At 34.8% G+C, this 15,888-nt stretch carries 7 protein-coding genes; 6 read left to right on the top strand and 1 reads right to left on the bottom strand.

What is annotated here, in order from left to right:
- From PQO00_RS05135 to PQO00_RS05110, 6 genes are all read left to right on the top strand, one after another.
- Entirely contained in the window at positions 1 to 3,315 is a 3,315-nt protein-coding gene (locus PQO00_RS05135) for a DUF5107 domain-containing protein (RefSeq protein WP_274183750.1), read from the top strand.
- A 139-nt stretch (positions 3,316 to 3,454) separates the two neighbouring features.
- Positions 3,455 to 6,496, top strand: coding sequence for a TonB-dependent receptor (locus PQO00_RS05130; RefSeq protein WP_274183749.1), 3,042 nt, complete (start codon positions 3,455 to 3,457; stop codon positions 6,494 to 6,496).
- 32 nt (positions 6,497 to 6,528) lie between these two features.
- Positions 6,529 to 8,058 carry a RagB/SusD family nutrient uptake outer membrane protein gene (locus PQO00_RS05125; RefSeq protein ID WP_274183748.1) on the top strand — a complete coding sequence of 510 codons (1,530 nt, stop codon included), beginning with the start codon at positions 6,529 to 6,531 and terminating at the stop codon, positions 8,056 to 8,058.
- Positions 8,059 to 8,264: 206 nt separating this feature from the next.
- Positions 8,265 to 10,457: an alpha-galactosidase gene (locus PQO00_RS05120; protein ID WP_274183747.1), complete on the top strand. Its 2,193-nt coding sequence runs from the start codon at positions 8,265 to 8,267 to the stop codon at positions 10,455 to 10,457.
- Between the two features lie 70 nt (positions 10,458 to 10,527).
- The gene (locus PQO00_RS05115; protein WP_274183746.1) at positions 10,528 to 13,209 is read left to right on the top strand and encodes a T9SS type A sorting domain-containing protein; all 2,682 of its coding nucleotides are present in this window, start codon (positions 10,528 to 10,530) and stop codon (positions 13,207 to 13,209) included.
- A gap of 166 nt (positions 13,210 to 13,375) precedes the next feature.
- Positions 13,376 to 15,307: a glycoside hydrolase family 97 protein gene (locus PQO00_RS05110; RefSeq protein WP_274183745.1), complete on the top strand. Its 1,932-nt coding sequence runs from the start codon at positions 13,376 to 13,378 to the stop codon at positions 15,305 to 15,307.
- On the opposite strand, the gene PQO00_RS05105 is transcribed toward PQO00_RS05110, so the two are convergent.
- Positions 15,266 to 15,757: a hypothetical protein gene (locus PQO00_RS05105; RefSeq protein ID WP_274183744.1), complete on the bottom strand. Its 492-nt coding sequence runs from the start codon at positions 15,755 to 15,757 to the stop codon at positions 15,266 to 15,268. The two genes, PQO00_RS05110 and PQO00_RS05105, sit on opposite strands and share 42 nt — an antisense overlap.
- Positions 15,758 to 15,888: the final 131 nt, after the last annotated feature.

Here is a 15,888-nt window from a genome sequence, read left to right as displayed (position 1 = left end):
ATGCAAAAAGTAAATGTTTGGAAAGAAAAAATAATCTTACCTACATATGAAGTTGGCAAACCAGAAAAAAATCCTGTATTCATTGAAAAAAGAGTTTATCAGGGTAGTAGTGGTTCGGTTTATCCTTATCCAGTTATTGAAAAAATAGCAAATGAAAAGACAGATAAAGAATATCAAGCAGTTTTTTTGGAAAATGATTTCATTAAAATAATGATTTTGCCAGAATTAGGTGGTCGTGTGCATATGGCTTATGATAAAATAAAAGAGCGCCATTTTGTATATTATAATCAAGTAGTAAAACCAGCATTAGTTGGTTTGACCGGTCCATGGATATCAGGAGGCATTGAATTTAACTGGCCACAACACCATAGGCCAACAACATTTGATCCAGTTGATTTTACAATTGAAGAACATGCAGATGGCAGTGCCACTATTTGGTGTAGTGAATTGGAACGCATGTTCCGTACTAAAGGAATGGCCGGTTTTACACTACATCCAGATAAAGCATATTTAGAGATAAAGGCCAAACTGTATAATCGTACGCCATTTCCGCAAACGTTTTTATGGTGGGCAAATCCGGCAGTAAAGGTGAATGATGATTATCAATCAGTTTTTCCGCCTGATGTCAATGCCGTTTTTGACCATGGTAAGCGGGATGTGTCGTCTTTTCCTATTGCAAAAGGAACTTACTATAAAATTGATTATTCGCCAGGTACTGATATTTCCAAATATAAAAATATTCCAGTGCCAACATCATATATGGCTATAACTTCTAAATATGATTTTGTTGGAGGCTATGAAAATGATACAAAAGGAGGGTTGCTACATGTAGCCAATCACCATGTGTCTCCAGGTAAAAAACAATGGACATGGGGGCATGGGGATTTTGGTGTGGCATGGGATCGGAATTTAACAGATGAAGATGGTCCATATATTGAATTAATGTGTGGGGTTTATACAGACAATCAACCTGATTTTACATGGTTAATGCCTGGTGAACAAAAAGATTTTGTACAGTATTTTATGCCTTACAGAGATCTTGGTGTCGTTAAAAATGCGACAAAAAATGCTATGGTCAATTTAGAGAAAATAGATAATAAACTGATAGCCAAGGTTTACACAACAGGAACTTATCCTAAAATGAAAATTGTGGTTAAAGATGGAAATACTGCTTTAATTCAAGATGAAATAAATGCCTCACCAAAGAATTCTTATGAAAAAGTAATTGATTTCAACAATGAAACATTAGAGAACCTATCTATATATGTTTTTGATGCCGATGATAACGTGTTAGTAGATTGGGAGTATGAAGGAGATAATGAAAGTGATATCCCAGACCCGGCACAACCAGCTTTGGCACCAGAAGATATTAAGCATAATGAGCAGTTGTTCCTCACGGGTCAACATTTGGAACAATACCGCCACGCTACTTATAGTCCGATTCCATATTATGAAGAAGCATTAAGAAGAGATCCTAATGATATTCGTTGTAACAATGCTTTAGGACTTTGGTTAATGCGAAGAGCAAAATTTTCTAAAGCAGAGAACTATTTCAGAACAGCTATTAAGACTTTAACCAAAAGGAACCCTAACCCGTATGATGGAGAGCCCTATTTTAATCTAGGTCTATGCCTTAAGTATCAGGGTAAAAATGAAAAAGCTTATACTGCCTTCTACAAATCGGCTTGGAATGCTGCATGGCAAAATCAAGCCTATTTACATATAGCTCAATTGGATGCATTAAAAGGAAACTATAATGAAGCCTTGACTCATATAAAAAAATCCATTTCAAAAAATACTCAAGACCATAGGGCGCTTCACCTGCAGCTAGGCATATTAAGAAAGCTTGGTGAAAATGAAAAAGCATTAGAACTTAATGAGGAATACCAAATGGAAGACCATTTTAATTTCGGAGTGCTTTATGAGAAGTATTTAATCAGTAACAATCTTGCAGATTTGGACAACATGAAATGTCTCTTAAGAGGCAATATCCACAATTATATAGAGTATGCGTTAGATTATGCAAGTGCTGGTTTTTACAAAGAAGCCATTGAATTAATCAATTTAGGTATAGAGATCAATGCCAACTATCCAATGGCATGGTATTATCTGGGATGGTTTTATCAAAAATCAAATGATATTGCCAAGGCAACTGAAGCTAGCAAAAAAGCCTCAATTGTAAGTCCGGATTATTGTTTTCCCAATCAAATTGAATCGGTCCAAGCATTGAATTCAGCAATAAGTTTAAACCCTTCTGATGCTAAAGCACATTACTATATTGGAAACTTCTGGTACGCGGCTAAGCAATATAAAGATGCTATTTCAAATTGGGAAAAATCTGTTCAAATAGACAATGGCTTTCCAACAGTTTACCGTAATCTATCCTTGGGGTATTTTAATAAATCAGGAGAAGAAATTAAAGCGATGGAGTATTTGGAAAGTGCTTTCGCCTTAGACTCAACGGATGCTAGAATTTTTATGGAACTTGACCAGTTGTATAAGCGCCTTAATAAGGGCTTGGAATTTAGACTTGATTTTTTAGAAAATCATTTAGAGTTGGTTGAACAGCGTGATGATGTATACTTGGAACGTATCACGATATATAATTTATTGGGTGAGCATAAGAAAGCATATGCCTTATTGCAAAACCGTATGTTCCATCCTTGGGAAGGTGGTGAAGGTAAAGTTTCTGGACAATATCTGTATAGCCTTATTGAAATGTCAAAAAACTGTATTAGAGAAGGTGAATATGATACTGCCATTGATTATTTAATTCAGGCAGGTCAATACCCTGAGAATCTTGGTGAAGGAAAACTCCATGGTACTCAAGAAAATGATATTCATTATTGGTTGGGTGTCGCTTATAAAAAGAAAGGTTTAGAAGCAGAAGCAAAAAAACACTATCAGTTGGCCAGTGAAGGCCTGAGTGAGCCTGCAGCCGCTATTTTCTATAATGATCAACAACCAGATAAGATTTTCTATCAAGGTCTTGCGCTGTTGAGTTTAAAGAATAAAGACGCTGCAAACAATCGCTTTCAAAGACTTATAGATTATGGGAAAAGTCATGAAAATGATGCTATTATCATTGATTATTTTGCTGTTTCACTCCCCGATTTAATGATTTGGGAAGATGATTTAGATAAGCGAAACTACATTCATTGTCTATATATGCAAGGACTTGGCTATATGGGTTTAAACAAACATGTTGAAGCAAAAGAAGCCTTTAGCAAAGTTCTTAAACTAGAGAAGAGTCATTTAGGTGTCAATCTGCATTTAAAAATGCTTAAAGGTGACCATAAAAAAGAGGTTGTTTAAAAATAAATAAATTTTAAATGATTTATAATTATTACATCTTTTGTTAATGATTAAAATACTAAATATATGAGGGGTTAACCCATTTTAACTAAAATCAAACTAAAAACTATCTAAATATTAATAACATAAAACTAAAATTATGAAAAAAAGAATAAGCTATTTGTGCTTGTTAATTGCTATCATGTATCTGGGAGAAGCATACTCTCAAACCATTACAGGAAGTGTTACTGATGATCAAAATTTACCGCTGCCAGGAGTCAGTATCATAATTAAAGGCACACAAAGAGGAGTGGTCACAGATTTTGATGGTGGTTATACCTTAGACAATGTTTCAGCTAACTCATTACTGGAATTCAGCTATATTGGTTTTATTACACAAACCATTACGGTAGGTTCACAAACAACAATAAATGTCAGTTTACAAACGGACTTGAACGTACTGGATGAAATTGTTGTAGTTGGTGCTGTTGTGAAAAGGAATGATTTAACAGGAGCCGTAGGCAATATTTCTGGTGGTGAGCTGACTGAAACCCCTTCTTCAAATGTCATACAGTCTTTACAAGGACGCCTTTCAGGGGTTTATATTCAGCAAAGTGCATACCCTGGAGCAACGCCTTCTATACAAATAAGGGGTAATAACTCAATGAAATTTGGAAATAATCCAATATTTGTTGTAGATGGGTTGGTTATGGAGAATGCTTTTGAAGCTATAAACCCTAATGATGTTGCCAGTGTAGATGTTTTAAAAGATGCATCGGCTACTGCCATATATGGGTCTAAAGCGTCTAACGGTGTTATAGTTATAACGACTAAAAAGGGTTCAAGAACAGGTTCTGATACTATAGAGTATGGTTCATGGCTAGGTGTTTCTGAATTCAGTAATTCTATTCCTCTAATGAATGCCAACCAATTATTTGACCTGAGAGTGGATGCCTTTTCCAATGCCTATATAGAGGCTAACCCAGGAGCAGATAGAAATGCTTATATTACTCAAATAACATCAGATGGTTCAGATGTGTTTGCACAATATGAATTGGATGCTTATAGAAATGGCGAAAGTTATAATTGGCTAGATCAAGTTACCCGTACAGGAATTCAAAGTAATCACAATTTGAGTTTTTCTGGAGGAGGAGATAAAGGTACTTACTTTATAAGTTTTAACTACGCAGACCAAAAGGGGTTATTAAAAAATTCTTCTTTTAAAAGGTATAATGCGAAAATTAATTTAACGCGGGATGTTAAACCATGGCTTCAGGTAGGTACCAATACGACCTTTTCAAGAAATACCACAACCTATATTGAAGGTAGTGCTTTTAGAAATGCGCTTAATGCCAATCCATTTTTAGCAATAAATGGTGAAGATCCCTATTTAAAATATGCAGATATTGAGAATCAGGATCATTATAACCCAATTTTGAGTTTAACAATTGATAATACCAGTACTAAAAACCATTTGACGAGTAGTAATTTTATAAATATTAAGCCGATGGATGGTTTAAATTTAAGAACTACATTATCTGTAGATGTCATAGACCAAGCAAATTTCGAATATATACCGTCTACAACAGGGCAATCTATAAGAAATTCAAAGGATGGTCAAGCACATCACTACCGATACGCAGCATTTAATTACCAATGGGATAATACCATTAATTATAGAACATTAATCAGTGATAAGCATGATATAAATGTTTTAGGAGGGTTTACAGTATCTAAAAGCAGTAATAACAATACGGATGTTTATGGTGTAGGTTTTGAATCTGATGATTTAACCTATCATTATCTTCAAGCTGCAGAGCAAGAGGCAAATAATTATCTTGGTTCTGGTTTTAATGATAACTCACTGGTATCGTTTCTGGGTAGAGTGGTTTATACCTACGATAGAAAATATGCCATTACAGCAACCACGCGTTTTGATGCATCTTCGAAGTTTCCTCCAAAGAATAGATGGGGTGCTTTTCCTTCATTATCAGTAAGCTGGGATATTGCTAGAGAGAATTTCCTAAAAGATGCCTCCAACATAAATCAGTTGAAACTTCGTGTGGGTTATGGATTGGTTGGTAACCAAAATATTCCGAGTTTTGGAAATTTGTCATTGTATCGCCCATCTGTTTCGAACGGAGAAACGACATATCAACCTTATGGATATTTTACAAACCCCAATTTGCGTTGGGAAAAGCAAAAACAATTCAATGTTGGTGTTGATATGTCTTTATTCAATAGTAAGTTAGGATTAAGTGTTGACTATTTTGATATAGTAAATTCCGATTTACTTATAGAAAAAGCTCTATCCCCAGCTATAGGTTTTGGGTATACTCAACAAATATTTAACGTTGGTGAAACGACTAATAAAGGTATTGAAATTACTACCAATGTAAAAGTTCTGGATAATAAAGATTTTTCATGGGGGGTGACAGCAAATATATCCTCTGCTGTAAATAAAGTAACCAAACTTTTTGATGGAGTTCCTTTTTTACCAAACCTGGGAGGGTCTACAGGAGCTGAAATACAAAGAACTGGTAACCTGTTTGTTGGTGAGTCCATTAATTCTATTTACGTTTATGAGTTTAACAAAATCGCACAAGAATCGGATATGGATTATGTTAATACCTTAGATTTAGGTGGTAGAACAGTTATGCCTGGTGATATTTTACCAGTGGATCGTAATGGAGATGGTAGAATTAGTCCAGATGATAGATATGTAGTTGGTAAAACAGATCCCGATCTGTATGGTGGGTTTAGTTCTAATTTTAATTATAAAGGGTTTAGCCTTAATACTGTGTTTGCCTACTCCATAGGAGGTAAAAAAATAAGTGGTATTTATGAAAGTTTTGTAAATTCCAATGGTTTGGGAGCTGCCCATATTGATTTGCTAAACCGCTGGACGCCAACTAATACAGATACAGATATTCCAAGAGCTTTCAATGGAGGTGGACGATTTAGTATGTTTCAAACGGATAAAGCCATACAAAATGCATCGTTTCTACGATTGAACGCATTGACACTCTCTTATAGTCTTCCCAATACAATTACTGAAAAATTGAATCTAAAGAAATGTCGCGTATACGTAACGGGTTCTAATTTATTTACTATAACTAAATATAAAGGATATGACCCAGAAGGTGGCGATAATTATCCTAATTCAAGAATGTTTGTATTTGGAACCCAAATTTCCTTGTAAGAAAAGTATAAATAAAATATAAAAATATTATTATGAAGACAAAATTTTTAGCTATAGTGGCATCAGTACTATTGTTTGTTTCTTGTTCTGATTTTTTAGAAATAGATCCAGAAACGGCATTAACAGACGAACAAATATTTGGTTCTCTTGATAAAATGGAACCTTTGGTTTTAGGAAGTTTAACTTCATGGAGAAATCTTCAAAAAGACAGAGGAGGTCTAATTGTACAGCTTGGTACAGACGAATCAAAACAAGGAGCATATCAAGTAACTACTAATGCAGAACAAGCTAGTTTTGATTACTATAACGGTTTCTTATCTGCAGAAAACAGTGTTGTTAGCACACAATGGGATTCACGTGTGAAAGTTATTGGACCGATGGCACAAGCAATTTATTTCCTAAATCTTAATGAAGAAGAAGATGAAGCGCGTAAATCTAATTTATTAGGTCAAGCTAGCTTTGTTAGAGCAGTCATGATGTTTGAACTTGCCATGTACTGGGGCGAAATTCAAATTATTGATTATGGTCGAGTAGCTGAATTGGGAGGTGGGCGTCAACCTCTTGAAGATGTGTTTACCTATATAATTAACGATTTAACAGTTGCAGAGGCTAATCTTCCTGCGACACAGGATAATCCGGCATTACCAACTAAAGGATTAGCGCAAGCCATGCTAGGAAAAGTCTATTTGTCTGCGCCAGAGGCTTCTACTTTTCGCAATTACGAACTTTCAAAAAGTTGGTTTGAAAAGTTAATAAATTCTGGTGCTTACAATCTTGTACCATCTTATGCTAGTTTATTTTCTCCTTTTAGTCCAAATTCACAAGAATCTATTTATGAATTCCAATTTAATAATGTTTGGCCAGACAATAACCAAATACAATGGCAAACAGGTTCGAGAGCCGTAGCTAACAGGGATCAATACGCTTACTTTGGCGGCTATGATTTACTTTTGCCAACAGAATATTGCTATGAAGATAAGGCTAATGGGGGTATATGGGAACCAGGCGATTTGCGTAAAAATGCCAGTATTCGCTATGACTTTACATATCAAGGAACAGTTCCACCAATACCTGCTGGAGTAGGAGGCGATGAACTAGATCCACATATTAAAAAATATGAAGATTTAAGAACTCAAGGTGCCTTATCATTTTGGTACTCGGGTAAAAATAAGCCATATTTAAGGTATGCAGATGTTTTACTATGCTATGCTGAATGTCTAAATGAACTAGGTAATACAGCCGAGGCTGAAGATTATGTAAACCAGGTTAGAGCCAGAGGTTTTGGTGGTACTTTACCACCTGGAATGGCTTGGAGTGGCTTGTCACAATCAGATTTTAGAACAAATATTATGGATGAGCGTATGCGAGAATTAGCATTTGAAGGCTGGAGAAGAATGGATCTTATTCGAACTGGGAAATTAGTTGATTTAGTAAGTGCTCATAACCCATGGGCAAATGAAGGCGGAACGATCGCAAATTTCCATAACAGATATCCAATACCAGAAACTGAAATTGTCTTAAATCTTGATATAGATGAAACGGATCAAAATGAAGGCTATTAAAAATAGTTTTTTCACACTTAGTTAGTTGTGAGTTTAGTTGCTGTTGCTTTGAGTAAAATAGCTTTCTCAAAGCAACATTTTAATCATGTTAGTTTTAAGATTTTTGATAAAATTAAAAAAACGTGTACTTATTATACATATAAATTATAATGAAAATTAATATGTTTTTTCAAGGCACTAACATAAATAAAAGGAAAAAATTGAATATGAAGAAAAATCGACAATTTGTTATAATAGTAATTCTGTTTTTTATTACATATGTTACACCAATAGTTGCGCAGCAACATATTCTAATTAACACGAAAAGTAACACGTTAGCTTTACATGTGAATTCAAGTAAAGAGTTAAGTACCATTTATTATGGAAATAATCTTAATAGTGAGCAAGATTATACATTGATTTCAAATGAATATAATCAAGGAACAGATTATACAGGTATTTATAATGCAACGTATACGTCTTCGGGATCAAAGAATTTGTTAGAACCCGCAATTACAGTAACACATGCTGATGGTAATACCTCATTGGATTTACTTTTTGTTAGCAAAAGCACGACCGAAATAAGTAAAGGAATCACTCAAACGGATATTTTGTTAAAAGACCCAGTATATCCTTTTGAAGTACATTTGTTTTTTCTTGCTTATTTTGAAAATGATGTTATTGAACAATGGTCTACTATTAAACATTCAGAAAAAGGTTCTGTCATTTTAAATAAATATGCTTCTGCAAATTTATATCTACAAGGTCATAAAGCGTTTTGGTTGAATCATTATCATGGAGATTGGGCTAAAGAGATGCGTTCAGAAGAAACAAAACTAACGCATGGCATTAAAGTTTTAGATTCTAAATTAGGAGCTAGAGCTAATTTGTTTCAACCTTCAGTTTTCATGGTGTCTTTAGAAAAACCGGCCACAGAAGATGAAGGGGAAGTATTGTTTGCTGGTCTTGAATGGTCAGGTAATTTTCGTACTGATTTAGAATTAGATCCATTAAATAATTTAAGAATTATCTCAGGAATTAATAATGCTGCTTCGAATTATAAATTGCAAAAAAATAAAACGTTTACGACTCCAAAGTTTTGGTATACTTTCTCATCAAAGGGCAAAGGACTTGCTAGTAGAAATTTACATGATTGGGCACGTCAATATAAAATATTAGATGGAAAAGGACCTCGTTATACATTACTTAATAACTGGGAAGCGACTTATTTTGATTTTGATGAATCCAAACTAAAGCAATTAATTGTAGACAGTAAAAAACTAGGCGTGGATCTCTTTTTACTTGATGATGGGTGGTTTGGTAATGAATATCCAAGAAATAGCGATAATGCTGCATTAGGTGATTGGGAAGTAAATAAGAAGAAGCTCCCCAATGGGATTGGTACATTGGTAAAAACTGCCAAAAAGAACAACGTAGGGTTTGGCATTTGGATAGAGCCAGAAATGGTTAGCCCTGAAAGTAATCTTTATAAAAAGCACCCAGATTGGGTTATTAAACAACTAGGTAGGAAAGAACACTATTTTAGAAATCAATTGGTTTTAGATTTATCCAATCCAAATGTTCAAGATTTTGTTTTTGACGTAGTGGATCAACTTTTTACAGAAAACCCTGAATTAGCCTATATTAAATGGGATTGTAATGCAGTGATTTATAACGCGTATTCAAAATATTTAGGTGAAAATCAGTCGCATCTTTATGTTGATTATGTTCAGGGACTTTATAAAGTGTTAGAACGTATACGGGCGAAATATCCTAAAAAGCCTATGATGCTTTGCTCTGGTGGTGGTGGTAGAGTAGATTATGCCGCTTTAAAATATTTTACTGAGTTTTGGCCAAGTGATAACACAGACCCAATAGAGCGTATTTTTATGCAATGGGAATACTCTTATTTTTATCCTGCAATAGCTACGGCAAATCATGTTACCGATTGGGGTAAACAACCCATAAAGTTTCGTACTGATGTTGCTATGATGGGTAAATTGGGCTTTGATATTGTTGTTGAAGAATTAAATGCAAACGATCTTTTGTTTTGTCAAAGTGCCATAAAAAACTATGGAGCATTGGGGAATACTATTTTGCATGGTACACAATATCGGCTACAAAGTCCCGAGGACAATGATGTGGCTTCTTTAATGTATGTAAACCATACTGGAAATGAAGCAGTAATGTTTAATTATTTAGTTAATAATCGTTATGGAAGCGGGTCATTTAATCCAATAAAAATGAAAGGCTTAGCTGCAGGTCAAAATTATAAAGTAGAAGAAATAAATGTTTATCCAAATAAAACTCCTGTAGTTAACACAAAGATATATAGCGGAGACTTTTTAATGAAAATAGGTATTAACCCCCGTGTTAGTTTGTATCACACTAGTGTTGTCTTAAGAATAACTAAAATTTAATATTATACAAAAACATTTTCAACTATGTTATGTGATGGTATTTAACAAAAATAATTTTAAAAAAATAGTCATGAAATTAAAAATATTTAAAAATGAGTCTTTTTTAAAGGTCTTTTTTAGCCTTATGTTGATATCATGCTCTGCTTTAGGGTTTGCCCAAACTTATGAATTTGAATCAGGCACTCTAACTGGTTTTGCATATGTTGATAGCTGCCCTTCTTGTTCGGGTAATATGGTTAGTTATGTTGGTTTTGAAAGTACAGCCTCGTTCGCTGTCAATGTGGCTACTGAAGGCTGGTATAATTTAGATTTAACGTATTGTACGGCAGATCCTAGAATTGTGCGATTAAAACCTGGTTCAGGTTCCACCATTGTTATTCCATGTGAGCCTAGTGGTGGCTGGACGACCCCTGCATCCAAAAATATACAGGTTTATCTTAATGCAGGTAGTACCAATTTGGTGTGGGAAAATGAAAATGGTTTCGCACCTAATTTAGATAAATTTGAGCTTACAGTAGTTGGTGCCCCAAGTCTGCAAACAATTAATTTTGGAGCTAACAATTCGGTAGTTTATGATCTTACTAATAAAACATATGATGTATTATTTGATGGCGAAATCGTTGTGAACAATGCATCGGCTTACGCTTTTAGTAACCAAGAGTATTACAGTACAAACTATGCATCAAGTACTTATACATCAGAAGCCTTTACAGATAATTTAGGCTCTGGAACCAAGCATATTTTTACGCTTAGCGGAAATTATAGCTTGGGGATGCAGCAAGTTTTTTATGTATACGATAGTGAAGATTATTTGGTAACCCAAGTTATCCTTACCGGTACAGGTTCGAACTGTTATAAAATGTCTCCGTTGACAAGTAATCAAGTCACTCCAAATTTTGGAACAGGGGATACTAGAGCTGTATTTGTGCCTTATGATAATGATGAATGGATTACTTACAATGCTTATGTATTGCAATATGCGGATTTTACGGCCTCAGAAGTTACAAATATTTATAACAACACCAATCGTAATGGGTTGGTAATAGGGTCTTTAGATCGTTCGCAATGGAAAACAGGTATAGACGTTTACGGAGGCGATGCTACTTCTGCATATGTGTCAGTAATTGCTGGATGGACAGATTCTAATATAACCCATGATGGTAGAGGGCATGGGTGGGTCAATGTTGGGCAAACCAGTTGTCCATCGCCTAAAGTTATAATTAATAGCAATGACGATTGGCGCACAGCCTTTGAGGAATTTGGTAGCGCCAGTGCTGCTATACAGCCAAAATATGTTTTTGATTGGGTAGATCCAAAACCATTTGGATGGAATAGTTGGGCCGCTTATGGTACAACACTTGATTATGCAAAATCAACAGCAGTGGTAGATTTCTTTTCTGATGATTGTTCTAGTTTCAGAAGTGAAGATAATACCTTGTTCATAGATCTTGATTCTTATTGGGATAATATGACTGATGCCCAATTGGCCCAATTCGTAACCTATGCAAATAGTAAAGGGTTTAAAGCAGGTATTTATTGGGCGCCATTGGTAGATTGGGGTAAGTGGGATCGTCAAGTAGAAGGAAGTTTTTATAGCTATGCCGCTATTTGGACCAAAATTAACGGGCAACCTTTTGAGCGCTCAGGTGCTTATGCTGTTGATCCTACCCATCCAGGTACAAAAGATAGAATGAAGTTCTATATTGACCGTTTTAAAGCGGCTGGTTTTGAAATGCTGAAAATAGATTTTTTAACTCACGGTAGCTTAGAAGCAGATAGTTATTATAATACGAGTATCCATACTGGAATGGAGGCATATCATGAAGGGATGCAATACTTGATAGATGAGATTGGTAATTCCATGCTAGTAGAGGCCGCAATCTGTCCAAATCTTTCAACAGGACCATATGCACATATGCGCCGCATAGCATGCGATACCTATAGACAGGGGAATTATCAAGATACGGAATATCAACTAAACAGTGCCACTTATGGTTGGTGGCAAAATCAGATTTATGACTATTTAGATTCCGATGCTGTTTTTTTTGGAAACACATCAATTGAAGAAAATAGAGCCAGATTATTGGCAAGTGTAGTGATTGGAACTGTTACGGCTGGAGATGATTATTATACCAATGGGGTTTGGCACACAAAATCCATAGATCTTTATCAGAATGATGATGTTTTGGATGTCGCTCGTGCTGAAGTAAATTTTATTCCAGCTGAAGGAAATACCAGTATAAGTGCATCAAACATATTTTATGGTACAAAAGATAATACTACCTATGTGGCTGTGTTTAACTACGGAAGTACTTCTATGAACAATGATATAGAATTAAGCCGCTTAGGGCTCAATTCTGGAGATTACACGGTTAAGGAACTGTTTTCAGGAACTACTGGTAATGCGCAAGGAACATTAAGTGTGTCCATTGCACCCAGAGATGCCGTTTTTTATGCCGTTACTTCTGAATCTTTGAGTGTTTCTGATCAGGATGAAGCATTAAATAATAGCTATGTTTTTCCTAGCCCAGCAACAACAAATGTTAGAATAAAATTTTCAAATGAAATTCAAGGACCAATAAAGCTTTCAATGTATGATTTAAGTGGTAAAGAAATAATGAATACAATTTTTAATGCTGAGGGTCTTTTAAGTCCAGAAATACCTGTAAATAAATTGCAAACAGGCATTTATTTTATAAAGGTATTGACATCAGAAAATATATCCCAAAATTTTAAATATATCAAACAGTAAATTACTTACGTTTTAGGATGATATTTTTAACTGCTGTCGGGGTAAAAAAATGCTAAATCTAAATATAAAATTAAAGTTTTGTTTAAGTCGTGTTTTAATCATTGTTGGTCATTTCAAAACAATAAGGATAGCGTAAAGCAACAAACTGAATTAATAAACCAAAAGAATGAATTTATTTTTCCCAAACTTAAAAATCCAGCTGCTAATTGGTCTTTCATTTTTTCTGTTAAATTGTGAACAGCATGATTACAGATCGGAATTATTTTTAGCTTCCAAAAACGGTGTTAATGAAATAGGATTAATGTTGAATGACAGGGGAGAGCTTGAATTTGAAGTAAGCCATAATAATGGAAATATTTTAGAGAAATCTCCATTGGGACTGGTCTGTAATAATCAGGATTTTAGTAAAGGATTGGAAATAGTTGAAGTATCTGATGTTAAAGAACAACGGGAATCATATACGCTCAAAGTGGGGCATGTAAAGAAAGTAGATCAACTTTTTACAAGTAAAAGTGTGACTTTTAAAAACCCAAATGGAGCATTGATGATTTTAGATTTGATTGCAGGGAATGAAGGTATTGCATTTAGGTATAGGCTACCAAAATTGGAAGATTCAATATGTGTGGTTGAAAAGGAAATTACAGGATTTCAAATAAACAAAGAAGCAAAAGCATGGTTACAACCCTACAATAAAGCAGGAGACTACACACCAGCTTATGAAGATTTTTATTTTAAAATGAGTGCCGGAGACTCCATTACTGATTCGAGAAATCCGTCGGAAGGTTTTTGTATGCCAGCACTCTTTAACGTTAACAATGAAAAAAATTGGATTCTTATTGCTGAATCAGGTACCGATGGCTCATATAGTGGATGTCATTTAGAATTAAAATCCAATGAAGGTTTGTATAATATTGCTTTCGCAAAGAAAGATGAAATGTTCAACCTTCCTTTAGATGGCAACAAATTTAAACCGGAATCCCATTATCCTTATGTCTTGCCTTGGAGAGTTGTAATTATTGGAGATAAGGCTGGAGATATATTGTTGTCAACGTTAATCACAGATCTGGCCCCTGGGTCAAAAATTGAAGATACTTCATGGATTTCTCCTGGTAAGGCGTCTTGGTCCTGGTGGTCGCATCCTGATGATAAAAGTGCTCAAACGTATAATGATTTTACCGATTTGGCTGTTGACTTCGGTTGGGAATATACGCTTTTTGACGCTGGATGGGAAAAAGCCAATCAATCAGGAGCCATTATTGAGAAAGCCATTTCAAAGGGTGTAAAACCATTAGTTTGGGGTTGGGCAGGGAGTTTTTTTGATGCACAAAAAAGAAGAGAGCGATTTAAAGAACTTAGCGGCATGGGGATCTCAGGAGTTAAAATTGATTTTTGGTGTTCAGATAGGCAGGAAGTTATGAAAACCATACACGGAGTGTTTGAAGATGCAGCAAATGAAAAATTATTGGTTAATCTACATGGCATAACAATGCCAAGAGGTTGGCATAGAACATGGCCCAATTTTGTGACTGCGGAGGCTGTTCTGGGGACTGAGTCCTATTTTTATGATGATAGATTTCCTTCCAAAGCAGCAGAACAAAATACAGTCTTGCCTTTTACCAGAAATGTTGCTGGTCCGACGGATTACACTCCAGTAGCCCTTACTTCAAGAAGGTTTCCTCGTTTGAATTCAGCAGTACATGAGTTGGCAACTTCAATGATTTATACCTCAGGAATAATACATTTTGCAGACTCAAAAGAAACATTTGAGTCACTTCCCAATGATATTAAAAACTTATTAATAGAACTACCAGCAACTTGGGACAAAACAGAATGTTTAATAGGAAATCCAGGTAAAGCGATTGTCCTTTTGCGAAAAAAAGATTCACTTACTTATATTGTTGGAATTAATGGAACAACTGATAATCTTCCCATTAAATTAGATTTAAAAGAATATACAAATACTTTTACTAATATTAGATTGATTTGCGAAGGTGAAGATCCGTTAATAGATTTTCAAAGTAATATAATTCCAATAGAGCCAGAATGGAATTATACATTACGGCCAAGAGGTGGTTTTATTCTTCAATTTATTAAGTGAAATATTAATTATTAGTAATAGACCTTTTTTATCAATTGCAGATTGTTCTAGAAAATTTTCTAAATGCCCAAAACTATGATAGGGATAATGCAATAGTCTATCTGATTTGCGTATCAACCTAAATATACTCACAGTATTTTGAAAATCTTTGTGAATAATTGGAGGGAAGGGTTTATAGTTTAAATCTGGGTTTTTTAGAGGGTTGTAAAAATTAAAGAAATCTCTAAAATTGTGGTGCTTGCCTCCTGATACCGTATCTGCTGGACCTAATTTCAATAAACCCTGGACCTTGTTCAATGCAACATCAGACATATTTTCTTCGTGGAGAAGCCTTGTAGGGTGCCCTTGCTCTCTTTTTGGCAAAGCATCATAAATTTGTTGTATCCATTCACCTTCATATTCATCTTCAAGGAACCCGATACCTATGATCCTTAGGTGAAACGTCAACAAACCGACCTATGGTTTTTGTGGGAATAGATATAAATGATATGTCTTGACTATTTTTAAGACTTAATACCAAGTATATTTCCCCATCCTCAAAGGAATTATTTTTCAATGTCATGCTGAGGCATTAATTGAAT

Origin of the sequence: Flavivirga sp. 57AJ16 (assembly GCF_028736925.1) — a bacterium.
Lineage (GTDB): Bacteria > Bacteroidota > Bacteroidia > Flavobacteriales > Flavobacteriaceae > Flavivirga.
This window is presented reverse-complemented; position numbering and strand designations above follow the sequence as displayed.